Source organism: Undibacterium sp. GrIS 1.8 (genome assembly GCF_040544445.1).
Lineage (GTDB): Bacteria > Pseudomonadota > Gammaproteobacteria > Burkholderiales > Burkholderiaceae_D > Undibacterium.
This window is the reverse complement of sequence record NZ_JBEONQ010000012.1, coordinates 15,167-40,940: the sequence shown is the minus strand read 5'-3', so window position 1 is coordinate 40,940 and position 25,774 is coordinate 15,167. Positions and strand designations below refer to the sequence as shown.

Here is a 25,774-nt window from a genome sequence, read left to right as displayed (position 1 = left end):
TTCAAATACACTTTTTTACCGCTCAACCCTCAGTCACCAAGGCTTGTAATGCATGATCTAAGCTTGGATAGTTAAACGCAAACCCAAGTGCTTGCAACTTTTTTGGCACGACATGCTGACCACCCAACAGCAGCAAGGACATCTCACCCATGGCGGTATTGAGCAACCATGCAGGCGCAGCAAAGATTGCCGGACGATGCAATACGCTGGCGAACGTTTGTGTAAATTCGGCATTCCTCACTGCATTCGGAGCCACCATATTAAACGCGCCCTCAGCATCAGGATGGGCCAGCAAAAACAAAACAGCATCGACGTAATCGGCGATATGTATCCAGCTCATCCATTGCTGCCCCTGCCCTAATCGTGTCGCTAAACCCAGCTTAAACGGCAGCAGCATTTTTTGCAGCATGCCGCCGCGTGCGTCGAACACCAGACCGGTACGCAAAAGTATCGTTTTAATCCCCATCGCACTGGCTTGATTGGCTTCATGCTCCCATGCACTGCACAGCTGGGCACCAAAATCTTGAGCGAGCTCTGCAGTTTCATCAATGATGCGATCACCCGTATCGCCGTAATAACCAATCGCTGATCCGCTTAAAAACAGTGCTGGCTTTTGTGCAGCAAACTGCATGCAAGCGATCAACTCGCGGGTCAATGCGACCCGGCTATCTAACAATAACTGCTTACGTTTTTCGGTCCAGCGCGCATCAATAATAGGCTCGCCGGCAAGATTGATGACAACATCAAAATGGACCGCTGGCAACCACTCCTGCAAAGACGCCATCGGCTTTACCGCAGCACCGCACAAACGCTGCACCTTTGCTGGGCTGCGGCTTAATACAGTCAACTCATGCCCCGCTGCCAACAACGCTGGGCATAAGCGCTGCCCGATTACACCGGTACCACCCGTGATCAAAATACGCATCGTGATTGCCTCTTCTAGTGAATCTGCCTATATTGCCATAAGACTCGCTATAAGACTTACTATAAGACTCGCCTAAGACCCGTCAGAAAACACCGCCCCACTCTCTTTGCCACGACTATGTCACACCCTCTTTTAGTATTACAGCAGCGGCTACGCCACGAGTTCCGGGATCAACTGGAACTGATCGCTTTTTTAGAAGCAGAGCCAACAATTGAAATCATCTGCAAAGTAATACTCACGGAGCAGCAACAACATCAAGCGCATCAATTCGCAAGGCAACTACATCAGTCAGGCAAACCAGATGATCCCCATGTCATCGTCGTATCAGGGTTAGATGAACAAGCTCAAAACGCACCATCATCAGCAAACCCCAGACGACTACAAGTACAAGAAATTCAGTTCTCCGAACTGTGTGCCTTACGCGCCGAGGGACAGCGACCCGCCATCCTCAGCGCCAGCGCAGTATTGATTTGCGAAGACACGCAAGAAATCATTCTGCAACGCAGAGCAGCCGATGTCGCCACCCACGCAAACTGCCTGCACATCATCGGCGGCGCATTCCACCCCGGACAAGACCGGAGCAACGGACAAGCAAGCCTGCTGGCGACAATACAAAGAGAAATAAAAGAAGAAACCGGAATCACCATTCCACTACAACAGCTACAACAAGCTTGGCCTTCATCGCGCCCGCTATCGCTAGTCAAAGAAAAAACCACAGGCTTCGTCCAATGCGCCGCCATCGGCATAAGCGTCAGTGCGCAAGCGCTGCAACAACTGCAAGAAAATTGGGAAGGCAATCTGCTACGCGTAGGATGGCATGAACTACCGGACTTACTAAAAGATCCCTCGTGGGTAACCAGCGGCAAAGCGCATGTGATGACTTGGCTGGCGATTAATGGTTGGTTACAATTCCACTCGCCTATTCATTAGTTACTCTATTTAAAGAGCGTTCTGCCGTTCCCGTCGAATAGAAAGCCACCAGAAAGCGAAACCTGCCGCTGCACCAGACCCAAGGTAATTTAGGGAATCGAAAAATCTCGATTGAATCCAGCGCGCGGATGTAAATGGATTTGCGCTCAAGTACCAGAAAAGCATCGCAAACAATAGACCTCCCAACTCAAACTGCCACCAACGGCGCAAGCCCAAACGGCGAAATAGTAATTGAGCAGGAAAACCAAAAATAACAGCACATATAATCGCGACAGGAAATCCAAAAATCCAGTAAAGCGGTAAGCCACACCATGTGCTGGTTCCTTCGAACAAACCGATACCACATGCACTAGAGGTCGCCACCGTCACACCGATAACTGCGGCAAAGCAAAGCGAACTGATTAAGCGATGCATCATTCGTCCCTTTAGGGATTTAATGTAATTTCATTTAAAACAATCACTCGTAACATCCAATCTAAACATCGCCAACAAATCTACCGCAATTCCTCAGTAATCCTTAACGCCTCCTCAAAATTCCAGACCCGGCGTATTTCGATGGTGTCATATTTTTCTGCCACGTTGGCGGGGAAGGATGCGTAGCGGGCGTTGACTTTGACGATGCGGCGTACCGCTTCGTCCAGATCTGCACGACCACTAGAACTGATGAGGACGATGTCTTCTACGCTGCCGTCGCTGCGGATGATGACCGATACGACGGGATAACCACGGGCTTTGTCTTTAGAAATTTGTGAATAATTAAGGCTGCCATTGCGCTCGATTTTTTGACGCCAGCTTTCTACATACATGCGTAATGGAACATCTTTGCTGTATTCACTACCGACTGCGCGGCGACGTGATTTGTCGTCATCGCCAAAGATGGGGACTGGTGGCCGGCCACGTAACAGACCTAAGCCGCGTGATTGCTCCAGCGCTTTGTTGGCGAGATCGCTGCTGAATAAATTTTTAGGCAGGACGAAACCTTTTTCACTGCCGTTACCATTACGGTCGCCGTCTTTGATGCCGTTGCCTTCGCCTGATTTATCACCACTACGGTCGCCACTATCTGCACGGCTGGCAATGCTATCGCCGTGATTATTGTTATTACCGATCGCAGGCAAGGTACGCGGCTCAAATTTTGTGCTGGCCTGAGCGGTTTGAGCTTGCTTGCTTTCTTGTTCTCGCTGTGCGGTTTGCTGTGCAATGCGCTGTGCTTCTTGCCTAGCCGTTTGCTCGGCGGCTTGCTTGTTGGCTTGCACAATGACCTGCTGTTGGGCTTGTAATTCTGCTGCTTGCTTTTGCTGACGCTCTTGCTGAATCGCTTGTTCTCGTTGGCGCACTTGCTCCAGACGTGCTAGCTCTTGTTGGGTGCGTTTGGCTTCGTCCTGGCTTATTTGCTGTGCTACTTGCTGTGCTAATTGCTGGGCGGCTTGCTGCTGTTCTATATTTTTTTGTTCAATTTTCTTTAGTTCGGCTTGCTTGAGCTCGGCTAATTTTTGCTCTTCTAACTTGGATGCTATCTCTGCCGCCTTGCTGACTTCCGCTTGTTTGCGGTTGTCTACTTGTAGTTTTTGGATCGCCACATTTTGCGGAGTCTGGACTGCAAGCTGTGCTTCCGATTGCAAGCGCGCCTGCTCTTCTTTCAATTGTTTTTGTTGCCGGATTTCTTGCTTGGCTAGCTGCGCCCGCTTGGTCTCTTCTGCCAACTTTGCTAACTCGGCCGCCTCTGCCCGCTCTGCGGCTTGTTGTATCGCTGGGTCTGGCTGCTCGGCGACACTAGCCACACTGGCGACATCCAGCATAGGATCAGGTGCAATGGGAGCGACAGGTTTAGTAATTTTTTGCCGGGACTCTGGATCGGGCTTGTGCTCCGGGTCTTCTGGGCTGGGGAACGGCACGACAAAGCTGTCATCCCGCATCTCATTTTGGGCAATAACACGTACCGGATCTTCTGGCGATTGTTCCTGCTCAGCTTTAGGCGTCACCGGAATTGCGCGTGCTACGATTTTTTTAGGGCCATTTTTTGCTTTGGCCTTGGCTACCGCTGGCTTGGATGATGTGGGCACTGGTGCTGCTGGCGTTGCAACCGCAGGCGCTATCAAACGTATGCCAGTCTCTGCTGCCAAGGCTACCGGCGGTGTTGACACAGGTGGCTGTGGCACCTGCAACGGCGGGATTGCGGCGCTGGTATTAAGTTCTGGATTTGCAATCTGGATCGTCAATTCTGATTCAGCTGCGGGGGCGAGATTATTTTGCTCCGGCGCTGCTGCTCCTGGCAAACCCAGACCGGGCACGCCAAACTGTACACACAATATCAATGCATGAATCAATAGCGAAATCATCACGCCAGCAATCAACCGTTTTTTGATGGGATCAGGCTTGGGGGTTTCGCGCTGTCGAGTGACTAAATTCATGCGGTTTTGGGCGGTGGTTTCAAATAAGCAGTTCGCATTATCGCATGGCAATTTTGCTGCATCCTATCCCATCTTTATCCGGCTACTTTTATGCGCTTAGTCAGAAATGCCCGAAAATAATTGCAAATCCGCATGAGTAATCGCATCAAGGCTGAGGTTTATTTTGATCAATCGGCAATCCGTACCGAACCATTAAAAATATACTCCATATAAGTATATTTTATTTGCCCATATATTTAATGGACAATAGAGCATTTTTATAAAAATCAGTGGGGAGTATATTCAATTGGAGATATTCAACATGGATCAAACCAAGCTGTATATCGTTCAGTATTGTCACGACCATCATGATTTTTTAAACTACACCAAAACCGAAATAACGCCGACTATGCAGATTTCAACAATAAGCAAGAGGCAATCCGTCAAGACAATGCGCCAACATCTGAGTATTCTGTGCACATGAAAAAAATATCCATTATTGATTCACATACCGGTGGCGAGCCAACCCGGTTAATCGTCGCTGGTGGACCTGATCTGGGTACAGGCACTTTGGCTGAGCGCGTCACTCGCTTTAAAACTGAATTTGATCATTACCGCACTGCGACCACTTGCGAACCACGAGGCTCTGATGTGATGGTTGGCGCTTTGGCCTGCGTCCCCGACAACCCCGAGTGTACTGCTGGCGTGATTTTTTTTAATAACGTGGGTTATCTTGGCATGTGTGGTCACGGCATGATTGGCTTTGTGGCGAGTCTGGCGTACCAAGGCAAGATCAGCGTTGGGCAACATCAAATTGACACGCCTGTTGGCGTTGTGCAAGTTGAGCTACATGCTGACGATAGCGTGACTGTGCATAACGTCGCGGCATGGCGTTACCGCAAAGAAGTCATGATTGAAGTCGCTGGCCACGGTCTTGTAAGGGGCGACGTGGCATGGGGTGGTAATTGGTTTTTCCTGATCGCTGATCATGGGCAGGAGTTACAAGCAAAAAATATCGATGCGCTTACCGATTTTTGCTGGCGGGTAAGGCAAGCCTTGGAGGCAAATGAGATTACCGGTGAGCATGGCGCGTTGATTGACCATATCGAATTATTTGGCACCCCAGATTCAGCCAATAATCACAGCAAAAACTTTGTTTTATGTCCAGGCAAAGCATACGACCGTTCGCCTTGTGGCACCGGCACCAGCGCCAAACTGGCTTGCCTGGCGGCAGATGGCAAGTTGGTAGAGAGTGCAATATGGCGACAGGAGAGCATTATAGGCAGTGTGTTTGAAGCGTCTTATCAAACGATGAAAGCTAGTCAGAACACAGCAGAGACAGATGCAGGGAAAAGGGCAGACTCAAATAATATAGAAAAAATCTTACCTAGCATTCGCGGTAAAGCTTTTGTGAATGCTGAGGCGACTTTATTACTGGATGAGCGCGATCCCTTTGTTTGGGGGATGCGCTAAGGAGTGCGATGATGAATTTGCTATGGGATACGACGAATAGCACTTCGTCGTTGAAACCGCCGGACGAAGGGAGTATTTGGGTCAGGCTCTGGCTTGGCGAATAGTTTGACGTTGCAAAACCTCGCGGTATTCACTTGGGGTCATGCCGACAGTGGCTTTAAAAATACGAGAAAAAGCGCTGTGATCTTGGTAGCCGCAATCTGCTGCAATGTCAGTGATGCTCTTGCTAGGATCAGCCAGCATCTGGGATGCAGCATCTAAACGAATTTTGATCATCATCTGACGTGGCGTCAGTGAGAAAATCTTTTGGAAATAACGCTCAATCTGGGTAATCGACAAACCAGTTAGTTGCGCCAAATCTGCCATTTGTACTGTCTGAAAATAATGGCTATGCAGATGCCGGACAGCAGCGGCGATCTGGTGATAAATAGGATGGCGTTGATCCGGCATCGCTAAATCACGAGAAATACCGGTAAGACCGATCACATTATTATTAGCATCGCGCAGTGGGATTTTTTGGGTGAGACACCAGCCAGGGTCAAGGTTGGGGTACAGGTGAAGTTCTAATTGATCATTTAAAGCTTGATTATCGCTAAGTACCATTTGATCTTGTTCATCATAATTAACGGCTAAAGAGGCAGAAAAAACTTCGGTGGCGGTATGACCAATTAAGGCCGCTTTATCTTTATAACCAGCACGTGTGGCGAGTGTCTGATTTACCACAATATAACGACCAGCCAGGTCTTTAACGAAAAAAACCACATCTGGCATCGCATCAAATAACGCTTCAGTGAAGAAAACATCACTGATCTGACCTGCCATTTGGTGACGGTTTTTCTGCGCTTCTTCAGTGGAGATGATAGGCATAGGATCGATGATCATGATAAATACCAATGGTAATATTAATGAAAGACTAAATAATATTATTCATTTTACATGGAACAACTGCAACTAAATAAATAATTACTAACTTTTACAAAATTTTTATCTTTTTTTAAATATATTAAGAATATTTTTAAATAATATTAACATGTACTAAACTCATTTAGCTCAACAAAACTCAAGCAACCAGGCTTTACTAAGCAAGCTCAATCAACCAAGTTCAACCAAGTTCTACTAACTAAGTCAGCGAAGGAATATAAACATGAGCACAAATAAATGGCGTGGCGTTTTTCCGGCAGTAACTACCAAGTTTAAAGATAACGAGGATTTGGACTATGCTGAAATGGAAAAGCATTATGCTTTTCAGATCGATAGCGGTGTCCATGGCTTGGTCACTTGCGGCTCTTTGGGAGAAGCCAGCACCCTCTCGTTTGATGAGAAACTGGAAGTCGCCAAGATTGCCCTGCAAGTTGCGGATAAGCGGCTGCCAGTGCTGGTCAATGTGTCAGAGACCCGCACCAGCAATGCCTTACGGTTTGTGCAGCAAGCCGCGGATATGGGTGTGCAAGGTTTTATGGTAATGCCATCCGTCTTGTATGCCGCCGACGCCCGCGAAGCCAAAGACAATCTGCGTGCCATCGCCAAAGCGGCACAATTGCCTATCATGGTCTATAACAATCCTGTGACTTACAAAGTTGATTTAACACCCGAAGATTTTTTGGATTTGGCTGATTGCGAGTGGCTGGTGGCGATTAAAGAATCAACCGACAATATTCGCCGCATTACGGATCTGCGCAATGTGTTGGGCGATCGCTATCAATTATTTATGGGCGTAGATGATCTATCATTTGAAGGCTTGGCAGTCGGTGCAGATGGCTTGCTGGCAGGCTTGGTAGTCGCGTTCCCGAAAGAAACAGTGGCGCTGTATAACTTGATGCAAGCCAAACGTTATGATGAAGCACTCAAGCTATATCAATGGTTTATGCCGCTGCTGCATTTAGACGTATCCAACAAGTTGGTACAAAACCTGAAGCTGGTCGAAACTCTGGTCGGTGTTGGTAATGAAAACGTACGCCGTCCGCGCCAGCCGCTTGTTGGTGCAGAGCGTGAGCGGGTGACGGCTATCGTACAAAAAGCCTTAGCGACCAGGCCGGATGTGTCGATCTACCTTTAGGCGAACTGTCTAAAAAATAGTGCTCAAAGTTAATTATGGGGCAAACTTTTAACCAAACAAGCTCAGTTTGCTCCATTTTCGCCTCTCAATAACGCGCAATAATTTTGAAAAAATAGAATATAACTGAGTAAAATTCGGAAAAATGTCGTTATTATAGAAATAAAATATTGACTCGGAAAACTCTATGCTAGCTACAGCAAGCAAATCGGCGATGGCGACAGCGCTACCGCAAAAATCCGCACCGCCCAAGTTGCGTGCGGTGGATATCGCTTATGACGCAATCGAAAGCATGATCGTCACCCTGCAACTTAAGCCGGGCTCTCCGATTGTAGAATCAGAATTAATTGACATCACAGGCTTGGGGCGCACGCCCTTGCGTGAAGCATTGATGCGGATGTCATCCAATGGGCTAATTCTGCAACTACCAAGACGCGGTTTGATCGTCAGCGACATCGAAGCCGCAGAACACATGACATTGATAGAAACCAGACGGGTAATAGAACGTCTGATCGCCACCAGCGCAGCCCGTCGCAGCACACCGCAACACCGTAAAGACATGGTGGAATGCGCAGATCAAATGTTGGTTGCGGCTAAATTCGCTGATCTAGGTGCATATATGGCAGCCGACCAAGCCTTAGATCACGTGATACACGAAGCCTGTCGCAATCCGTCTGCGGTAGCGGCGGTCGTGCCACTTGTGATCAAATGCCGTCGCTTTTGGTATGCGTTTCAGCATGAAGGCGATATAGAAGAAGGTGCGCGTTGCCATCTGATGCTGGCGAAAGCGATCGCAAAAGGCAATGAAGAGCAAGCCTTAAAAGCAACCGACTCCTTAATGGATTATCTGGAATCGTTTGCCCGTAAGATTATCAATGGCTAGAATCTGCAAGGCATTGAGGGGAGATTACAAAGTCCATCTAATGCTACTAAGCATTAGCACTGGATGCCGGCAAGCGTTTAATGTTGGGGACGGCACTGGTGATCAGCCACAATTTAAAGCGCACCATCTGCGCATCTGCACGGCGATGCTCGGTTCGGGTTGCGAGTAAGCGCAGTAAGCCAGCTTCCGTCACACCAATTTGTCTATGACCGGGGATTGGTGCGCATTCTTCAGCCAGTAATCTTAATTCGCGCTCACCGATGGCTGGAACAATCAGCATACGCAGATCTTTTAATGGCAACCAAATGATGTCGTCGACTACGTAGAATCGTATGTGATGACTTTCAAAAGAATAGTATTTTCCCTGCCATTGATTCAATACCGAATGTCTTGCCCAGTACCAGATCGTGGGTATTAATGCGATAACAAACGGCGCAAACAAAATTCCCCACACGACAGAGACAATCGCTAGGCCAATCGGACCATAACCCGGCTCAAACCACTCCATCGCCATCCAACCTGCGTAACTCAATCCCAGGCATAGTAACAAGCGCAAGAAAAAAGACGACATCGTTCTACCTTTGCTCAATCTGCCGCAGTTGATCAGGCTTACTGCCTCGGCAATTCGTCCAACTCGCCCTGCTCGCCTTGTGATACGTCGGTCGTTTTACCTTGCCCCAGCAACACTGGTGGCACATAGGTTGCGAGCAAATGTTCGCGGCTGTCGGGCGTCTCCAGACTGACTCGTCCTAAAGCACCACTGCGATAATCTAGCAGCAAAGTGTGAGCCGCTTTTTCTAAATCCCAGTCACCACCTTTGAGGCGGTAAGCACGTTTTTTAGCAACGCCCTCAATCACACTCACGCCATCAATCCCCTCTGTGACGATGCCATAACGGGCTGTCAAAAACTTAGGATAATTTTGTAATAATTGTTCGGCTAAAAAAGTAGCGACTTCTTCTTCAATCAAGGCTTTTACACCAACTGCATGACTGGCGGCTAACATCAAGCCATCGGTCGGATGGGCGATTTTTGGCCAGAGCATGCCGGGAGTATCGACCAAAATCATATTTTTACCGAGATACAAACGCTGCTGTACTTTGGTGACGGCAGGTTCATCACCGACATTGGCGACGCGGCGATTAAGCAAAGCGTTCATCAAAGTAGATTTACCTACGTTGGGAATCCCCATAATCATCATGCGCAAGGGCTTAGTTGGTACGCCGCGATGCGGTGCGATGCTGAGCGCAATACCAGGAATTTTGGCGACGTCGGACGGTTTTTTACAACACAGTGCGACTGCGTGTACACCTTTTTGGCTGTTATAAAAATCCAGCCAAAACTTGGTGGCATGCGGATCAGCTAAATCGCTTTTATTGAGTATTTTTAAACAAGGACGCTGACGAAATGTGCGCAGTTGTTCGACCATAGGATTACAACTGGCTTGCGGAATGCGGGCATCTAAAACTTCTATCACCAGATCGGTGTTTTCCATGGTTTCTGCCGCTTTTTTGCGGGCAGCGTTCATGTGACCGGGGAACCATTGTATGGACATGCTTATTCTTCTATTTGCTAAATTCAAACCGCTATTTTACGGACTTGCGCACAAGAATTCCTGTTTAGTTTTTGGCGAGGAAAGTAACAACGAAGTCTGACACTTGCTCAGATCATCAAAAATCGGCATTTTAATGGGAGTATAGGCATAAAATGCACCTCAAAGCCAATTAATGTATGGACAATAAAATATACTATATAGCAGTATTAATTTAATGCCAGGCAAAAGAATGGCGTTTTGCTTTGACGAAAAAAGCAAACATCAATACAAAAAAGCAAAAAACTCAGCGTTAGAAAAATTCTAGCTATGCTCGTCATCCGCTCCATTCCTATCATTTTTATGCTGAGGTTTGATGTTTTTGAGACGTTTGGCGCAAGAATCTGAACATCAATCCAGCTCAGCCAGCACTTTAATATGCGCAACCACGCTGCGACCCAAAGCCGACAAGTTGTAGCCACCTTCAAGGCAGCTAACGATTTTGCCACCCGCATGCTCTTTGGCGACTTCCATAATTTTGCGGGTCATCCAACTGTAGTCCGCCTCGACTAAGCCCATCTGACCCATATCATCTTCTTTATGTGCATCAAATCCGGCAGAAATAAAGATCATTTGCGGGCGATGTTGATGCAAGGCGGGAAGCCACTGCTCCAGCACTAATTGGCGTACAACATCGCCATAGGTATGCGCTGGCACTGGAATGTTATGCATATTGGGCGCCGGATGCTCGGTACCTGAGTAGGGATAAAACGGATGCTGAAAAAAACTCACCATCAACACCCGGGGATCGTTATGAAAAATCTCTTCCGTGCCGTTGCCATGATGGACATCAAAATCGACTACCGCGATACGCTCTAGCCCATGCACCTCCATCGCATATTTAGCAGCCACAGCGACATTATTAAACATACAAAAACCCATCGCCTCGCTAGAAGTCGCATGATGTCCGGGGGGACGCACAGAGCAAAATGCATTGTCCAGCTCGCCAGCAATCACCGCGTTAGTGGCGGCAATCGCAGCACCTGCGGCACGCAGCGAGGCACGCCAGGTGAAGGCATTGAGTAAAGTATCTGCGTCTAGCGGAAAGTGCTGATGTTCTGAGTGCGCCGTGGGACAGTTTTCTCGAATCCGGTAAATGGCACTGGCGGTATGCGCGCGCGCTAAGTCAGCCTCTTCTGCCGCTGGCGCTTCACGATATTCCAACAAGCTGTCAATACGACTGGCGATCAATTGATCTTCGATGGCTTGTAATCTATCGGGAGATTCTGGATGCCATGATCCCATTTCATGCCGCTTGCAATCGGCGTGGGTATAAAACGCGGTCGTCATTATTTGCTCTTTTGATCTTCGTAGATTGATATGTCTCTTGGCGTTAGTGTCAACCTATTTGCGGCATTTTGCAAACGGGCTTATTGCCGGCTTATTGCCACCGCTTACCAATTTCCGGTTCCAGGCTAAGCATCGCTCATTTTAAAACGGTTCATGATGCGACATCCTGTAGATCTTGTATGGTGATTGCTTTAAATCAGTTTACACTCGGGTTAGTATAGTAAAACTCACCTAATTAGGACTTACGCAAAATTGTCCCAGCAAGGCGTAGCGACGACGACAGTACTTTAGGCTAGGAGCTGCAACGCAGCTGGGGCGGTTTTGCGTAAGTCCTACTAATAAGACTGACGCAAATTCATTTAATAAGGCTTAGTGCTCACTATGTTTTCAAAAGTTCATGCCGTTGCAAAACAAGTTAATCAAGTCATTATCGGCAAAGACACACAAATTCGTCAGGCCTTGGTGTGTCTGCTGGCGGGCGGTCATTTACTGATTGAGGATGTGCCAGGCGTCGGCAAAACAACCTTAGCGCATGCCCTGGCGATTTCACTTGGCTTACAATTTAATCGCCTGCAATTTACCAGCGATTTGCTGCCAGCAGATGTGGTTGGAATTTCTATTTTTGAACGTGAAAAAAATCAGTTTATTTTTCATCCTGGCCCCGTATTTACGCAGGTCTTGCTGGCAGATGAAATCAATCGTGCTACACCGAAAACTCAATCTGCTTTGCTAGAGGCGATGGAAGAACGTCAGGTCAGTGTGGAGGGCAAAACCCGTGCGCTGCCTCATCCCTTTTTTGTCATTGCGACACAAAATCCTACCCACCAAGTCGGCACATTTGCTTTGCCAGAATCGCAGCTTGATCGCTTTCTGATGTGTCTTTCTCTAGGCTATCCCGACGCAGCGGCAGAGCGCGCACTGTTGCTTGGCGAAGATCGCCGTAGTCTTCTACAAAGCCTGACCGCAGTAATGCAAGCTAATGAATTAGTTGAGGCGCAAAAATTACTGAAACATATTCATACCTCACCGTCTTTAATCGATTATGTACAAGCACTGGCACATGCCACTCGCCAGGGTGATGTTTTTGCTGATGGCATGAGCCCGCGAGCCTCTATCGCATTGCTGCAAGCAGCACGTGCATGGGCGGCATTAGAGGGACGCGATCATGTCCTGCCAGAGGATGTGCAAGCAATACTGATACCCGTCATCGCACATCGTTTGCGGCCTTTAAAATCGGTCAGCGGCAAAACCAATGCCAGCAGTGAATTGCTACAGCAAATGATGTTGCGGGTTGCGGTATAGATGCCAACTAATAATTAGTTTAGTAGGACTCACGCAAACCCACGCCAACTGCGTTGCAGCGCCTTGCTGGGACAATTGTGCATAAGTCCTGCTTAGTTAACTTTTTTAATCAGTAATAATGAACTTATTCACGAACCTACAAACTCGTTTTCGGAAAATGGTGTTTTTAGAAAACAAGCCTGAAACTGGTGAGGTATTTCTTAACCAGCGTAGAGTATTCACGTTGCCAAGCAAGCCTGGCTGGATGTTTTTGCTACTGCTGATCACTTTGTTTATTGCTGCCACCAACTACAATTTAAGCCTGGGTCTGGCGCTGACATTTGTGCTGATGTCCTGTGCCTGGGTGAGCGTGTTTTTAGGCTTCCGAAATCTGGCGCATTTGCATTTGCTCGCTGGCACAGCACAACCCGTATTTGCCGGTGAAGATGCGCAATTTACGCTGCACTTAATCAATCGCCGCAAATATGCGCGCTATGCCATCTGGTTAAGTTTTTCCAGCAAAGATGCAGCACAACATGCGGTCGATATCGCGGCATTTAGCCGCACTAGTATCCAGCTGAGCTGCTCTAGCGAAACGCGCGGTTATTTGCCCATTCCCAGAGTCAGGTTACAGACCTGGTTTCCTCTTGGTTTGCTGCGCGCCTGGAGTACCTGGTTACCCGACGTACAAGCACTGGTGTATCCGCGACCAGAACTAAATGCGCCACCCCTGCCATATCAAGGCTCAGAAAAAAATGATGGGCAAGGCCATGCAGGCAGTGAAGATTTTTCTGGCGTCAGAGCATATCAAACAGGTGACGCGCTTAAGCATCTGGCTTGGAAGCATATTGCCAAAGTTGATGTGGCCGCTGGTGGTCAGCTTGTGACAAAACAATTTTCTGGCGGCTCTGCCAGCGACATCATGCTTGATTTTGCTAGTTTGCCAAAGAACATGGATGTGGAACTGAAATTAGCACGCATGACCAGTTGGGTATTAGAAGCAGATGCCAACGCACAACCGTATGGTTTTCGACTTGGTAACAATCATTATGCCCCCGCCACGGGACAGGCACACCGGCTAGATTGCTTACGCTCTTTAGCACTATATGAAGCTTAGTATGTGGCTTAACATGAGATCAAGGCGATGACGATATCAGCCACATTACCTGACTTACCAGACTCCCAAATCAAATCTGGGGCGAAGGCTATTTCTACATTACATAAAAGCTGGAGAAAACTCCCGCTGGCCCGTGATAAGGCCGATACCTTATTGCTGATGTTTGCCTGCTTGTTGGTTTTATTACCCCATACCAGTCAAGCGGAATGGTGGGTTTCTGTTAGCTGCCTGTGCTTATTGGCCTGGCGTGGCTGGCTCACTTTGACTGGCAGACGCATGCCACCTTCTTGGGTATTGGTACCTATTGCCAGCTTGATGATGGGCGGCGTATTCTTACATTTCCATACCTTCTTTGGACGTGATGCCGGCGTCACAATGCTGATGATGCTACTGGCTTGCAAGCTATTAGAGATGCGTGCCAAACGTGATTTATTTGTGGTGCTGTATCTGAGCTTTTTCCTGCTGCTGACACAGTTTTTAGATACTCAAACCATAGGAAGTGCCGCTTTTGCTTTGTGTGCCGTTGTTGCACTGCTGACGGCGCAATTGTCCTTCAACTACACGGGTGTTGTACCGCCTTTGATGCAACGTATTAAATTAGGATTATTGATACTGGCTCTGGCGATTCCCCTGACCATTGTTGCGTTTTATTTATTCCCCCGATTACAGGGTCCGCTATGGAGCTTACCTAGTGATGCCAATACCGGTCGCAGTGGATTATCGGACTCGATGACGCCTGGCAATATCAGTAAGTTAGCGCTATCTGAGGATATTGCGTTCCGAGTTAAATTCCCTGACTTCCCAGATAATACAGGACCAGATAAGCCTATCTTATATTGGCGCGGTATCGTTTTGAGTCACTTCGATGGCAGAAGTTGGACTCATGACGATTTACAAAAATTTCGGCGCAGAGATAATGCAGTCAACTTTAGCGGACCAAAAATACGACAACAAATTATTCTGGAATCACAAGGACAGCGTTGGCTGTTTGGACTAGATCTTCCCACAGCACCGGCCTCACTAAATGAAGTAGGTAGCTCGCTGAATGCTCAAAGCGAATTGAACGCACCGCAAGCAATTAATAATCGCTTACGGTATGAGGTAACGTCGCAAACCCAATATAAATGGCAACCAGAGCTTAGTGCCCGGGATTTACAATCAGAAGTCGAGTTACCGCCAGGGTTTAATCCTCGCACTCTGGAGTTTGCCGCGGATTTACGGCAGCGCACGCCGGATGATCGCCGTCTAATTCAAGCCGTGTTAAATTTTTTTAGAAATGAAAAATTTAGCTACACTTTGGAACCGCCCATCTTGGGAAGAAATAGTGTGGATGATTTTTTATTCAATTCCCGCGCAGGATTTTGTGAGCACTATGCCAGCGCATTTGTAGTGTTGATGCGCGCTGTTGACATACCAGCGCGTGTCGTCACTGGCTACCAAGGTGGCGAGATGAATTTGGTAGATGGCTTTATGGAAGTGCGTCAATCTGATGCGCATGCATGGGCAGAAGTTTGGTTGCAAGACCAAGGCTGGGTCAGAGTTGACCCCACCGCAGCAGTCGCACCAGAACGTATCAGCTTAAATGTGAATAGTCGCGGACTGAACGGATTAAGAGGACTAAGTGGTTTAATGAATCTTGGTGCCAATAGCAAATCTTTGCTGTCGCGTTTACGTATGCAATTAGATGCTGTCAACAATTCTTGGAACCAATGGGTGCTAAATTACAATCCGGCAAAACAAGTCGATTTTTTACGTACACTAGGTTTAGCAGAATTAGATTGGCCTAAGTTGATGCTGATTTTTTTCGCAATTGGGACTGTGCTTATTGGACTAATTGCACTACCACTTTTATACCATCGGCCTAAAATCGCGCCTCTTGATAAACTATACTTGTATCTATGTAAAAAGCTGGCAGATAAAAAACATCCGCGTTTGTTGCACGAGGGGCCGATTGCGTATGCGAGTCGCCTGAAAAGCACACTACCGGAAACGCAATATGCACCCGTGCAAGGCTTCTTAGCCCTATACGCGGCAACCAAATATGGCAACACGAGGCAGCCAATGTCTGACGTACTACCTCAACTTAAAACACTCTTAGCGCAATGTCGCTGACCGAACGAATCTGAATGTTTTCAACTATATTTCTATGACTAATTTACGCACTAAACTGAGCAAATTTCCAAATCAACTTTTCTTAGCCGCAAGTATCACCATCCTATTTTCTGTTGCACCCAACGCTGACGCGGCAAGCAAAAAAATATCTAAGGAGCAAGAGCAATCAGCTAATAGTGCTGAATTTGTGCATTTTGCTCAATGGAAAGAGGTAGGCGAGTTTATCGACCAGATGGTTGTTAAACATGGTTTTGATAAAGCAGAGCTGGTCAATAACTTTGATAAAACTCGCTACATAGAATCAGCTATACAGTTAATGAAGCCTGCACCAAGCGGGCGACCAAAAAACTGGAAAGCTTACCGCGCACGTTTTGTGGATGCGTATCGGATTGATGCTGGCATCGCATTCTGGGACAAATATGCTGATGCTCTGAATCGTGCCGAGATTCAATACGGCGTACCTCCAGATATCATCGTAGGCTTGATTGGCGTAGAAACGGTATTTGGCCGGAATACTGGCAACTTCCGCGTCATGGATGCACTAACTACACTGGCTTTTGCCTATCCTGATACACCAACACGTACTGCGCGTATGGAGTTCTTCCGGTCAGAATTGGAGAATATGCTATTACTCTCCCGTGAGTCACAGGTTGACCCTTTCAGTTTTAAAGGATCTTATGCTGGCGCAATTGGCTGGTCACAATTTATGCCGAGCAGTATCCGTAAATTTGCTGTTGATTTCGATGGTGATGGAAAAATCGATCTGTCAGGTTCGCCAACAGATGCGATTGGCAGCGTCGCCAATTACTTATCGCTGCATGGCTGGAAAAAAAATGTTCCTACCGTATTCCCTGCGAGCTTAGCCATCGGAGAAGAGCAAAGCAGTTTATTAGACAGCTTTTTAGGGCAAGGATTAAGAGCGAGTTACAAGCTAGATGAACTGAAGACGGTAGCAACGACGGCAAGTCAAGATCCACCCGAATCTTTGCTATATGGATTAGTCAATTTGCAAAATGGAAATGAACCGACCGAATATTGGTTAGCGACGGATAATTTTTTTGCCATTACGCAATACAATCGGAGCTATTTTTACGCGATGTCTGTGATCGATTTAGGGAAAGTGATTGCAGCAGCACGAAATAAATAAACAAGAAGGAAAATCTTGCTTTTCAGAATTTTTTATAGCTCGATAAGATTTTCGCCGATTAATATTGCTAAATAGTATGTTTTAAACTACAGTAACATTATCGAATGATACATTTATGTGTAAAAAGACAATGTGTCAAGAGATTTAACAATGTTTTGCTATTTTTCTAGCAAGAAAAAGCATTTTAAAGATACAATATTATCGTTTGATTAATTTTTTATTGAGGCAACTTTTTTTGCTTTAAATAAGCTAAATAGCGAGGTAATTATGGCAAATCTGACACAGCTTGAATCCGATGAGATTGACTACGATCCGAATAATCTTCTGGATACGTTGATTAAACAATTGCACTTGAAAAACGACGCAGCTTTGTCCAGAGCGTTAGAAGTAGCACCACCAGTTATTAGTAAAATCCGTCACCGTCGTTTGCCTGTAGGTGCATCACTGTTAATTCGTATGCATGAAATTAGCGATGTCAGCATCAAAGATTTACGCGAGTTGATGGGTGATCGCCGCGCAAAATTCCGTATCAGCGACAAGCAATTCAAACCAAAAGACGCTGCGGATAATAGTTAATTTGGTACGACATCATAAGTGTCGTTAGCCAATATGAGAATACCGTAGATGTACCCAAGTACATCTACGGTATTTTTTCGTCTGTCATATCGACAAACTGCTGTAATTTAAGCTGGGAAAACCCCAGTAGACAAATAACGATCACCGCGATCACAAACGATAAATACTATGGTTGCGTTCTCAACTGTATGCGCTATACGCAAAGCGACTTCACAAGCACCAGCTGCTGAAATCCCACAAAATATTCCTTCTTCTGCAGCCATACGACGAGCCATGTGCTCAGCATCAGACTGACTCACTGACTCCTCTTGATCAACTCTGGCCTTGTCATAAATTTTAGGCAAATAAGCTTCTGGCCATTTCCGAATTCCTGGAATCAAAGATCCCTCCTCTGGCTGTGCGCCGATAATGCGTATGGCTTGATTTTGCTCTTTCAGATAGGCAGATACGCCCATTATGGTGCCGGTAGTTCCCATAGCACTGACGAAATGGGTTACCCGACCTTCAGTATCACGCCAAATTTCTGGCCCTGTAGTTTCGTAATGAGCCAAAGGATTATCAGGGTTAGCAAATTGATCCAGAATCATGCCCTTACCTTCTTTTTGCATTTGCTCTGCAAGGTCTCTGGCGTATTCCATACCACCTGTTTTAGGGGTCAATATAATCTGCGCACCGTATGCCGCCATGCTTTGACGACGTTCTATACTCAAATTCTCCGGCATCAACAGTACCATTTTGTATCCGCGCATGGCAGCAGCCATGGCTAACGCAATGCCAGTGTTGCCGCTAGTGGCTTCAATCAAGGTATCACCGGGTTTAATTCGACCGCGCTCTTCCGCGCGCTTAATCATAGACAGCGCAGGCCTATCTTTAACGGATCCTGCTGGATTATTGCCTTCTAACTTACCTAAAATAATATTATTACGTCGTTTAATTTCCGCACTGGGAATACGTTGCAACATAACAAGCGGGGTATTTCCTATGGTGTCTTCAATCGTCAGATAAGGCATAGTCGTTAGTTAGCAATTTAATGTAAAACGTCATTCTAAACGCTGTAGCAGCTTGCTGCTCACCACACGGTATTGTTGTCAGTAGAATTTGCGGCAATAAAAAAACATCTCCTGCGAGCAAGAGATGTTTTTGTTTTTTTAAACCTTTAATGCACTAACATACCGAAAACATAAAACGGAAGCATAAAACTAAATTTACTTTGATGCGGATGCCTTAGCAGACGCAGCAGGTACCGCAACCGACGCAGCCGCAGATGCACTCGCTGCTTTATCCGCTTTCATCGGTTTAGCGACTTTTTCTACTGCAGGCTTTGCTGGCGCACCAGTCTTAGCCTGACCGTTGACGGTCAAACCGGCCTCAGACAATTTGACTGCACTTTTTGCACCAACACCTTTGACGCGAGTTTCAAAATCAGTCCAATCTTTGAAATTGCCACCTTTAGTACGTTCGTCAATAATCGCTTTAGATTTGGCAGGACCAATACCTTTGATACCATCCAAAGCAGCTTGATCACCTTTATTTACATCAACATCAGCAAAGGCAAATCCCATAGAGACGACCATTGCTGCGACTGCTAATAATAATTTCTTGAACATATGAATACTCCCGAATTAAGTAAATTAACTACGTCTATTTAACTGCCAGACCAGATAGAACGATGTGTCTCGTTCTGTATCAATTAACGACTTGCGGCCATACAGGTTGACAGTCAAAACAATATTAACATTAAATTAACATTAATTGACAGAAGCAAATAACTCTTCTTTAGAAACCGTAGCAGTACCTAGCTTACCTACCACAATACCGCCAGCACGATTGGCAAGCATTACGGCATCTTGTAAGCTCATACCAGACGCGATACTTGCTGCCATAGTTGCAATCACGGTGTCTCCAGCACCAGAAACGTCATACACTTCACGCGCCATAGCGGGTACATGCGTTACCTCTGTTGCTGTGTATAAACTCATTCCCTCTTCAGAGCGAGTGAGCAGCAATGCCTGTAAATCTAATTTTTGACGTAGTGCCTGGACTTTCTCTGTCAGCTCTGCCTCATTTGCCCACTCACCAATGACTTGGCGCAATTCAGACTTATTAGGTGTCAACATTGTGGCGCCAGTGTAGCGTAGAAAATCACTTCCTTTCGGATCTACCAATACTGGCTTACCAGCAAGACGGGCAGCAGAAATCATCTCCGCCACATTGACCAGACTACCTTTGGCATAATCGGACAAGACAATTAAATCGTAATCGGCAATCAGAGCGTTAAAACGGGATAGTTTATCTTTGAGTACATGCTCAGTAGGTTTTTCTTCAAAGTCAATTCGCAGTAGTTGTTGCTGGCGGCCGATGACGCGTAACTTAATGATGGTAGAAATGCTTGTATCACGGCTTAAATAACTAGTAATGCCAGACTGAGTCAATAAGCCCTCAACGATATGACCCGCCTCGTCCTCACCAATCACACCTAACAAACCCGCCTGCAAACCCAACGCTACCGTGTTGCGCGCCACATTAGCGGCACCACCAAGACGTTCCTCGCGTCTTTCAACACGAACAATAGGTACAGGTGCCTCAGGAGAAATCCGGTTAACGTCACCAAACCAATAGCGATCCAACATGACGTCGCCAGCGACCAAAATACGCTTAGATTCCAGCATACTGATCATCCGCGCGTCAACACTGAGCGACCGATGCCATGGTATTCGATACCGATTTCGGTCATCACAGCAGGCTCAAATAAATTACGTCCATCAAAAATAACAGGCTGCGTCAGAAGCGATTTAACTTGGTCAAAATCTGGACTACGAAATGCTTTCCACTCGGTCACAATCGCTAATGCATCTGCTTTTACCAAGGCATCCATAGGATTACTGGCAAAGCGAATTTTCTCTAATAATTCTGGAGTATCAGCAAAATCCAGTGCAAAAACCCGCTTGGCTTCAGGCATAGAAACGGGATCATAAACCGCAACAGTGGCGCCTTTACGCAATAATTCCGCCAACAAAACACGAGAAGAAGCAGCGCGCATATCATCAGTATTCGGTTTAAATGCCAGACCCCAAATCGCAAAATGCTTACCGCTGAGGTCATCACCAAATCGCTTGACGATTTTCTTACCAAGTACCAATTTTTGCTGCTCATTTACAGCTTCAACGGCTTGTAAAACTAATAAATCTAAACCATAGTCTTGCGCCGTACGTTCAAGGGCTTGTACGTCTTTAGGAAAGCAAGAGCCACCATAGCCACAACCAGCGTATAAGAAACTATGCCCAATACGCGGATCAGAGCCAATCCCGTGCCGCACGGCCTCAATATCAGCACCAACATGATCTGCTAGATTGGCTAATTCATTCATAAACGAGATACGCGTCGCCAACATAGCGTTAGCAGCGTATTTCGTAAATTCAGCAGAACGTACATCCATCCAATAAGTGCGCTCATGATTGCGGTTAAAAGGCATATACAGCTTCTTCATCTGTGAGCGTGCCTGATTACCCTGTGGCGTATCGTCGCAACCAATCACAATCCGATCAGGGCGCATAAAATCTTCGACTGCTGCCCCCTCTTTCAAAAATTCTGGATTGGATACAACGGAGAATTGACCATCTGAATTACGTGCAATTAACTCCGTTTTTACAGCGCTCGAAACCTTATCAGCCGTACCAACTGGCACAGTAGATTTATCGACTATGACTTTAAAGCCAGTCATATATTTGCCGATATTGCGCGCAGCGGCCAAGACATATTGCAAGTCGGCAGAACCGTCTTCATCCGGTGGAGTACCGACTGCAATAAACTGTACGTCACCATGGCTGACACTAGCCTCGATATCCGTAGAAAACTGGATACGGCCAGCAGCACGGTTACGCGCCACTAATTCTTCCAGGCCTGGCTCATGAATAGGAATCCCACCATTATTTAAAATATCGATTTTGCGCTGATCAACGTCAAGGCAAAATACATCGTTACCGAGTTCTGCCAAACAGGCACCAGTCACTAAGCCAACGTAACCCGTACCAATAATTGTAATTTTCATGTTGTGATCACAATCCTATTTAAGTTTTTACATTTTTATTTTTACAAAAATAAAAAATTAATTCATTACGTTTAATTCTTCTGTACGACGTGGCGGATACGTTTCCCAGCGACTACATCCCGGACATTGCCAATAAAATTGACGCGCTTTAAAACCACAATGGGAACACTGGTAGCGTGCTAATTTTTGTGCATATCCATGTACCAAATTTTTCACCATCGATAGCTCAGGCATTATCTCGGGAGGTGCTGACATCAAACGGGCATCAAGCAGTTTATCCAAGCCTAACAAGGTCGGCGTTCTACGTAACTCGTCACTCACTAACTGATTTGCTGCGCTAACTGTATCCAACTCCAGAGTCGCCTTAAATACGACCTCCAACAGATCGATTGAAGATGCTTCGGCAAGATAGCCTCTGAGTAAATTCAAACCCTCCTGAGGTCTCTCAAGCTTGCGATATCCATCCATCAATCTTTGCGCTACCAAGGCAACATGAGGAACACTTTGCTGCTCTACCCTGCGCCAGGCTAACAAGGCCTTTTCTATATCACCGTTAGTAAGATGTACATCCCCCATCAGAATTGCGGCACGCACGTTATGACGATCTGCTGCTAAGGCTTTATCTAACATCGCTAATGCTGCATCAGGATGCGTATGTACCAATTCGTCCTGCGCAATCTCACAATAGAATTGAGCGATTTCTTTTTGTCGACCGCCAGCACCAGATTCTTGTAATGCATAAGCTGCCTCAATCGCCCTTGCCCATTCTTTTTCACGCTGATAAATTTCCAGCAAAGCGCGCCTGGCTTGTATTGCATATTGACCAGCAACTAGCTGATTAAAAGTTTCTTCAGCTCGATCTAATAAACCAGCTTTGAGGTAATCCTGACCTAGCTCAAACATTGCCTGTGTTTGCTGATCAAGTGGTAAATCAGGACGGGATAACAAGTTTTGGTGGACACGAATAGCGCGTTCTGTTTCGCCACGACGGCGGAATAAATTACCTAGCGCAAAGTGCAACTCTACCGTCTCAGGATCAAGTTTAACAATCTCGATAAAAGCATCGATTGCTTTATCGTGTTGATCGTTTAATAGAAAATTTAGACCTCTAAAATAACCTCGAGGCAAACTACGGGATTCGGAGAGAAGCTGACGGATATCGACCCGGGCAGCAATCCAGCCAAGTGAAAAAAATAGGGGAATGCCAAGCAACCACCAGATATCAAATTCCATATTTTTATTATCGCTTTAGTGGTGTTAAATATTACGAACACTATCCGGTTGAGGTGCCTCGGTACTGGCGCGTTGGGCGGCCAATCTTTCACTTTCTATTTCTGCGATTGTTTTTTTATGTTTTGAGATATCGCGCTTATGACGGTAAACCATGGGTACCATCGCCAAAATGCCTAGCACTCCGCCAGAGAGGAAGAAGACCAACAACAAGATCACTAAAGGTGCCGATTGTTGGTAACCAAAGAAATATTGCAAGGTAACGATCTGATCATTTTTGATCGCAAAACCAAAAAAAGCGATGAATAAAATGAGGGTAATAATTCTGGAAATAATTTTCATAACAGTATCCTATCTGGGCTCTTATAGAGTTTTTGACACCGTAACACAAACTCGGTTGTTTACAAGTAATTTGCTGTATCACAGCAGAATCTATCTATTCAATCAAAAATGAATATGCAAATTATGATTCAACAAACGCATGCTTGAAATTGTACGTGAAAAAAAACGGCACATCGGTCAGACCGATATACCGCTTTCATTTTTTTGCATACTTTTTAAGACGCAGGCCACCGAAGTGACGACCTTCTCTTAATCGTCTTGTATCGGTTGCCCTACCATGGCGTCCACTCTTTCACGCAATTCTTTACCTGGTTTAAAGTGTGGAACCCGTTTTTCGGGAACCATCACTTTGTCACCAGACTTAGGATTACGTCCAATGCGGGGAGGCCGACTGTTCAAGGCAAAGCTGCCAAAACCACGGATTTCGATGCGCTGACCATTAGCCAGCACATCGGACATTGCATCCAGAATGGTTTTGACAGCGACATCCACATCTTTTGCAACCAGCTGTGGATATCGCTCTGCCAAGCGAGCAATCAACTCAGACTTTGTCATCTAAAACTCAGTATCTAAGTTGATGCTTAGTTCTTATTATCGAACTTAGCTTTCAACAACGCGCCTAAGCTTGTAGTGCCAGAAGCTGCATTGGAGTTCGAGTCAGAAGACATTTTTTGCATTGCTTCTTGTGTTTCAACGCTATCTTTTGCTTTGATAGACAATTGAATGCCACGTGCTTTGCGATCAATGTTCAATACCAAGGCTTCAACGCTATCGCCAACTTTCAGGTGTGTACCGGCATCTTCCACGCGGTCACGGGAGATTTCGGAGGCACGCAAGTAGCCTTCAACATCATCAGCCAATTGGATCACTGCGCCCTTAGCTTCAACAGATTTAACTGTACCAACAACGACTGCACCTTTGTCGTTCATTGCGCAGTAGTTATTGAATGGGTCGCCTTCGAGTTGTTTAACACCCAAAGAAACGCGCTCACGCTCAACATCGATTGCCAGAACGATTGCTTCCAGTTCGTCACCTTTTTTGAAGCCGCGAACTGCTTCTTCGCCAGTTTCGTTCCAGGACAAATCAGACAAATGCACCAAACCGTCGATATTGCCGGACAAACCAATGAACACGCCGAAATCAGTGATGGACTTGATCGCGCCGCGAACTTTGTCACCTTTCTTATGGTTGATCGCAAAATCATCCCAAGGATTGGCTTTGCACTGTTTCATACCGAGGCTGATACGACGACGATCTTCGTCGATTTCCAGAACCATGACTTCAACTTCGTCGCCCAATTGAACAACTTTATTTGGTGCTACGTTTTTGTTAGTCCAATCCATTTCGGAAACGTGAACCAAACCTTCAATACCTTGCTCGACTTCAACAAACGCGCCGTAGTCAGTCAGATTGGTTACTTTACCGAACAGACGTGTGTGTTGTGGGTAACGACGTGACAGACCAGTCCATGGATCATCGCCCAATTGTTTTACGCCCAGAGAAACGCGATTTTTCTCTTGGTCAAATTTCAGGATTTTTGCAGTGATTTCTTGACCAACTGTCAACACCTCTGAAGGGTGACGTACACGACGCCATGCCAGATCAGTAATGTGCAACAGGCCGTCAATACCGCCCAGATCCACGAACGCGCCGTAGTCAGTGATATTTTTAACGATACCAGTAACAACTGTGCCTTCTTTCAGGGTTTCCATCAGTTTTTGACGCTCTTCGCCCATAGACGCTTCAACTACAGCGCGGCGGGACAGAACGACGTTGTTACGCTTACGATCCAGCTTGATAACCTTGAATTCCATGGTCTTGCCTTCGTAAGGAGTTGTATCCTTAACTGGGCGTGTATCAACCAAAGAACCTGGCAAGAAAGCGCGGATGCCGTTCGTGAGAACAGTCAAACCACCTTTAACTTTACCATTGACGGTACCAGTAACAATCTCGCCAGACTCCAGCGCTTTTTCCAGCGCGAGCCATGAGGCCAGACGTTTTGCTTTGTCGCGTGACAAAATTGTGTCGCCGAAACCGTTTTCCAGCGAATCAATCGCTACGGAAACGAAATCGCCGATGTTAACTTCCAGCTCACCTTGGTCGTTTTTGAATTCTTCAACAGGGATAAAGGCTTCAGATTTGAGGCCAGCGTTCACGATCACGAAATTGTGGTCGATACGAACGACTTCAGCAGAGATTACTTCACCGGAACGCATATCCTGACGTGACAGGGATTCTTCGAATAAAGCTGCGAAGCTATCTGCACCGGTAGCAAAATCTTGGGACATAAAAACAGTAGACATAGGGTACTCGAGTTATCCAGAACACGGCAAAAGCGCTGTGTACACTGGGTTAGGTTAAACAAACCCGCACTGACTTTGCATCAG

At 46.4% G+C, this 25,774-nt stretch carries 24 protein-coding genes; 9 read left to right on the top strand and 15 right to left on the bottom strand.

The genetic code is table 11. The annotated features are described in order from the left end of the window. Positions 1-22: 22 nt before the first annotated feature. Complete coding sequence (locus AAKU64_RS07605; RefSeq protein WP_354331681.1) at positions 23-925, bottom strand: TIGR01777 family oxidoreductase; 903 nt, start codon at positions 923-925, stop codon at positions 23-25. A gap of 117 nt (positions 926-1,042) precedes the next feature. Here AAKU64_RS07605 and AAKU64_RS07600 point away from each other — a divergent pair, with 117 nt between their 5' ends. Then, positions 1,043-1,855: an NUDIX domain-containing protein gene (locus AAKU64_RS07600; protein WP_354331683.1), complete on the top strand. Its 813-nt coding sequence runs from the start codon at positions 1,043-1,045 to the stop codon at positions 1,853-1,855. A 9-nt stretch (positions 1,856-1,864) separates the two neighbouring features. Here the strand turns inward: AAKU64_RS07600 and AAKU64_RS07595 are convergent, their stop codons facing one another. Continuing rightward, positions 1,865-2,269: a hypothetical protein gene (locus tag AAKU64_RS07595; protein WP_354331685.1), complete on the bottom strand. Its 405-nt coding sequence runs from the start codon at positions 2,267-2,269 to the stop codon at positions 1,865-1,867. Between the two features lie 80 nt (positions 2,270-2,349). Further along, positions 2,350-4,266 (bottom strand): TonB family protein, encoded by a 1,917-nt coding sequence (locus tag AAKU64_RS07590; RefSeq protein ID WP_354331687.1) that lies wholly within the window; start codon positions 4,264-4,266, stop codon positions 2,350-2,352. Positions 4,267-4,725: 459 nt separating this feature from the next. Between AAKU64_RS07590 and AAKU64_RS07585 the strand changes: the two genes are divergently transcribed. Continuing rightward, positions 4,726-5,718 carry a proline racemase family protein gene (locus AAKU64_RS07585; RefSeq protein WP_354331688.1) on the top strand — a complete coding sequence of 331 codons (993 nt, stop codon included), beginning with the start codon at positions 4,726-4,728 and terminating at the stop codon, positions 5,716-5,718. Positions 5,719-5,799: 81 nt separating this feature from the next. On the opposite strand, the gene AAKU64_RS07580 is transcribed toward AAKU64_RS07585, so the two are convergent. Then, positions 5,800-6,585 carry a helix-turn-helix domain-containing protein gene (locus AAKU64_RS07580; protein WP_354331689.1) on the bottom strand — a complete coding sequence of 262 codons (786 nt, stop codon included), beginning with the start codon at positions 6,583-6,585 and terminating at the stop codon, positions 5,800-5,802. Positions 6,586-6,862: 277 nt separating this feature from the next. Here AAKU64_RS07580 and AAKU64_RS07575 point away from each other — a divergent pair, with 277 nt between their 5' ends. Then, positions 6,863-7,774, top strand: a complete 912-nt coding sequence (locus AAKU64_RS07575; RefSeq protein WP_354331691.1) for a dihydrodipicolinate synthase family protein — start codon at positions 6,863-6,865, stop codon at positions 7,772-7,774. A 184-nt stretch (positions 7,775-7,958) separates the two neighbouring features. Further along, positions 7,959-8,654: a GntR family transcriptional regulator gene (locus AAKU64_RS07570; RefSeq protein WP_354331693.1), complete on the top strand. Its 696-nt coding sequence runs from the start codon at positions 7,959-7,961 to the stop codon at positions 8,652-8,654. A 46-nt stretch (positions 8,655-8,700) separates the two neighbouring features. Here AAKU64_RS07570 and AAKU64_RS07565 read toward each other — a convergent pair whose 3' ends face one another. The 3 genes from AAKU64_RS07565 to AAKU64_RS07555 form a co-directional block, all read right to left on the bottom strand. After that, positions 8,701-9,225: a hypothetical protein gene (locus AAKU64_RS07565; protein ID WP_354331695.1), complete on the bottom strand. Its 525-nt coding sequence runs from the start codon at positions 9,223-9,225 to the stop codon at positions 8,701-8,703. 38 nt (positions 9,226-9,263) lie between these two features. Continuing rightward, positions 9,264-10,208, bottom strand: coding sequence for a ribosome biogenesis GTPase YlqF (gene ylqF / locus AAKU64_RS07560; RefSeq protein ID WP_354331697.1), 945 nt, complete (start codon positions 10,206-10,208; stop codon positions 9,264-9,266). 387 nt (positions 10,209-10,595) lie between these two features. Further along, positions 10,596-11,534 (bottom strand): histone deacetylase family protein, encoded by a 939-nt coding sequence (locus AAKU64_RS07555; protein WP_322119706.1) that lies wholly within the window; start codon positions 11,532-11,534, stop codon positions 10,596-10,598. 381 nt (positions 11,535-11,915) lie between these two features. On the opposite strand from AAKU64_RS07555, the gene AAKU64_RS07550 reads away from it, so the two are divergent. From AAKU64_RS07550 to AAKU64_RS07530, 5 genes are all read left to right on the top strand, one after another. Then, positions 11,916-12,836: an AAA family ATPase gene (locus tag AAKU64_RS07550; RefSeq protein ID WP_354331699.1), complete on the top strand. Its 921-nt coding sequence runs from the start codon at positions 11,916-11,918 to the stop codon at positions 12,834-12,836. A gap of 118 nt (positions 12,837-12,954) precedes the next feature. After that, entirely contained in the window at positions 12,955-13,932 is a 978-nt protein-coding gene (locus tag AAKU64_RS07545) for a DUF58 domain-containing protein (RefSeq protein ID WP_354361957.1), read from the top strand. 27 nt (positions 13,933-13,959) lie between these two features. Beyond that, positions 13,960-16,044: a transglutaminase TgpA family protein gene (locus AAKU64_RS07540; protein WP_354361956.1), complete on the top strand. Its 2,085-nt coding sequence runs from the start codon at positions 13,960-13,962 to the stop codon at positions 16,042-16,044. A gap of 34 nt (positions 16,045-16,078) precedes the next feature. Next, complete coding sequence (gene mltB / locus AAKU64_RS07535; protein WP_354331705.1) at positions 16,079-17,191, top strand: lytic murein transglycosylase B; 1,113 nt, start codon at positions 16,079-16,081, stop codon at positions 17,189-17,191. A gap of 267 nt (positions 17,192-17,458) precedes the next feature. Continuing rightward, complete coding sequence (locus AAKU64_RS07530; protein ID WP_322119711.1) at positions 17,459-17,767, top strand: hypothetical protein; 309 nt, start codon at positions 17,459-17,461, stop codon at positions 17,765-17,767. Positions 17,768-17,874: 107 nt separating this feature from the next. On the opposite strand, the gene cysM is transcribed toward AAKU64_RS07530, so the two are convergent. From cysM to rpsA, 8 genes are all read right to left on the bottom strand, one after another. Beyond that, positions 17,875-18,777 carry a cysteine synthase CysM gene (cysM, locus tag AAKU64_RS07525; protein WP_354361955.1) on the bottom strand — a complete coding sequence of 301 codons (903 nt, stop codon included), beginning with the start codon at positions 18,775-18,777 and terminating at the stop codon, positions 17,875-17,877. Positions 18,778-18,972: 195 nt separating this feature from the next. Beyond that, positions 18,973-19,374 carry a ComEA family DNA-binding protein gene (locus tag AAKU64_RS07520; protein ID WP_354331709.1) on the bottom strand — a complete coding sequence of 134 codons (402 nt, stop codon included), beginning with the start codon at positions 19,372-19,374 and terminating at the stop codon, positions 18,973-18,975. Between the two features lie 141 nt (positions 19,375-19,515). Beyond that, on the bottom strand, positions 19,516-20,436 hold the full coding sequence (gene rfaE1, locus AAKU64_RS07515) for a D-glycero-beta-D-manno-heptose-7-phosphate kinase (RefSeq protein ID WP_354331711.1): 921 nt from the start codon (positions 20,434-20,436) through the stop codon (positions 19,516-19,518). Positions 20,437-20,441: 5 nt separating this feature from the next. After that, positions 20,442-21,815 (bottom strand): UDP-glucose dehydrogenase family protein, encoded by a 1,374-nt coding sequence (locus AAKU64_RS07510; RefSeq protein ID WP_354331713.1) that lies wholly within the window; start codon positions 21,813-21,815, stop codon positions 20,442-20,444. A gap of 57 nt (positions 21,816-21,872) precedes the next feature. Further along, entirely contained in the window at positions 21,873-23,048 is a 1,176-nt protein-coding gene (lapB, locus tag AAKU64_RS07505; RefSeq protein ID WP_354331715.1) for a lipopolysaccharide assembly protein LapB, read from the bottom strand. A 24-nt stretch (positions 23,049-23,072) separates the two neighbouring features. Further along, the gene (locus tag AAKU64_RS07500) at positions 23,073-23,387 is read right to left on the bottom strand and encodes a LapA family protein (RefSeq protein WP_322119717.1); all 315 of its coding nucleotides are present in this window, start codon (positions 23,385-23,387) and stop codon (positions 23,073-23,075) included. A gap of 249 nt (positions 23,388-23,636) precedes the next feature. Then, positions 23,637-23,942: an integration host factor subunit beta gene (locus tag AAKU64_RS07495; RefSeq protein ID WP_322119718.1), complete on the bottom strand. Its 306-nt coding sequence runs from the start codon at positions 23,940-23,942 to the stop codon at positions 23,637-23,639. Between the two features lie 26 nt (positions 23,943-23,968). After that, a complete protein-coding gene (gene rpsA / locus AAKU64_RS07490; RefSeq protein ID WP_322119719.1) occupies positions 23,969-25,690 on the bottom strand; it encodes a 30S ribosomal protein S1 in 1,722 nt (573 codons plus the stop codon). Between the last annotated feature and the right edge of the window lie 84 nt (positions 25,691-25,774).

Excerpts from the sequence above, each read along its gene's own strand:
- AAKU64_RS07605 (WP_354331681.1), bottom strand. The coding sequence starts at position 925 with ATGCGTATTTTGATCACGGGTGGTACCGGTGTAATCGGGCAGCGCTTA.
- AAKU64_RS07600 (WP_354331683.1), top strand. The coding sequence starts at position 1,043 with ATGTCACACCCTCTTTTAGTATTACAGCAGCGGCTACGCCACGAGTTC.
- AAKU64_RS07595 (WP_354331685.1), bottom strand. The coding sequence starts at position 2,269 with ATGCATCGCTTAATCAGTTCGCTTTGCTTTGCCGCAGTTATCGGTGTG.
- AAKU64_RS07590 (WP_354331687.1), bottom strand. The coding sequence starts at position 4,266 with ATGAATTTAGTCACTCGACAGCGCGAAACCCCCAAGCCTGATCCCATC.
- AAKU64_RS07585 (WP_354331688.1), top strand. The coding sequence starts at position 4,726 with ATGAAAAAAATATCCATTATTGATTCACATACCGGTGGCGAGCCAACC.
- AAKU64_RS07580 (WP_354331689.1), bottom strand. The coding sequence starts at position 6,585 with ATGCCTATCATCTCCACTGAAGAAGCGCAGAAAAACCGTCACCAAATG.
- AAKU64_RS07575 (WP_354331691.1), top strand. The coding sequence starts at position 6,863 with ATGAGCACAAATAAATGGCGTGGCGTTTTTCCGGCAGTAACTACCAAG.
- AAKU64_RS07570 (WP_354331693.1), top strand. The coding sequence starts at position 7,959 with ATGCTAGCTACAGCAAGCAAATCGGCGATGGCGACAGCGCTACCGCAA.
- AAKU64_RS07565 (WP_354331695.1), bottom strand. The coding sequence starts at position 9,225 with ATGTCGTCTTTTTTCTTGCGCTTGTTACTATGCCTGGGATTGAGTTAC.
- ylqF (WP_354331697.1), bottom strand. The coding sequence starts at position 10,208 with ATGTCCATACAATGGTTCCCCGGTCACATGAACGCTGCCCGCAAAAAA.
- AAKU64_RS07555 (WP_322119706.1), bottom strand. The coding sequence starts at position 11,534 with ATGACGACCGCGTTTTATACCCACGCCGATTGCAAGCGGCATGAAATG.
- AAKU64_RS07550 (WP_354331699.1), top strand. The coding sequence starts at position 11,916 with ATGTTTTCAAAAGTTCATGCCGTTGCAAAACAAGTTAATCAAGTCATT.
- AAKU64_RS07545 (WP_354361957.1), top strand. The coding sequence starts at position 12,955 with ATGAACTTATTCACGAACCTACAAACTCGTTTTCGGAAAATGGTGTTT.
- AAKU64_RS07540 (WP_354361956.1), top strand. The coding sequence starts at position 13,960 with ATGACGATATCAGCCACATTACCTGACTTACCAGACTCCCAAATCAAA.
- mltB (WP_354331705.1), top strand. The coding sequence starts at position 16,079 with ATGACTAATTTACGCACTAAACTGAGCAAATTTCCAAATCAACTTTTC.
- AAKU64_RS07530 (WP_322119711.1), top strand. The coding sequence starts at position 17,459 with ATGGCAAATCTGACACAGCTTGAATCCGATGAGATTGACTACGATCCG.
- cysM (WP_354361955.1), bottom strand. The coding sequence starts at position 18,777 with ATGCCTTATCTGACGATTGAAGACACCATAGGAAATACCCCGCTTGTT.
- AAKU64_RS07520 (WP_354331709.1), bottom strand. The coding sequence starts at position 19,374 with ATGTTCAAGAAATTATTATTAGCAGTCGCAGCAATGGTCGTCTCTATG.
- rfaE1 (WP_354331711.1), bottom strand. The coding sequence starts at position 20,436 with ATGCTGGAATCTAAGCGTATTTTGGTCGCTGGCGACGTCATGTTGGAT.
- AAKU64_RS07510 (WP_354331713.1), bottom strand. The coding sequence starts at position 21,815 with ATGAAAATTACAATTATTGGTACGGGTTACGTTGGCTTAGTGACTGGT.
- lapB (WP_354331715.1), bottom strand. The coding sequence starts at position 23,048 with ATGGAATTTGATATCTGGTGGTTGCTTGGCATTCCCCTATTTTTTTCA.
- AAKU64_RS07500 (WP_322119717.1), bottom strand. The coding sequence starts at position 23,387 with ATGAAAATTATTTCCAGAATTATTACCCTCATTTTATTCATCGCTTTT.
- AAKU64_RS07495 (WP_322119718.1), bottom strand. The coding sequence starts at position 23,942 with ATGACAAAGTCTGAGTTGATTGCTCGCTTGGCAGAGCGATATCCACAG.
- rpsA (WP_322119719.1), bottom strand. The coding sequence starts at position 25,690 with ATGTCTACTGTTTTTATGTCCCAAGATTTTGCTACCGGTGCAGATAGC.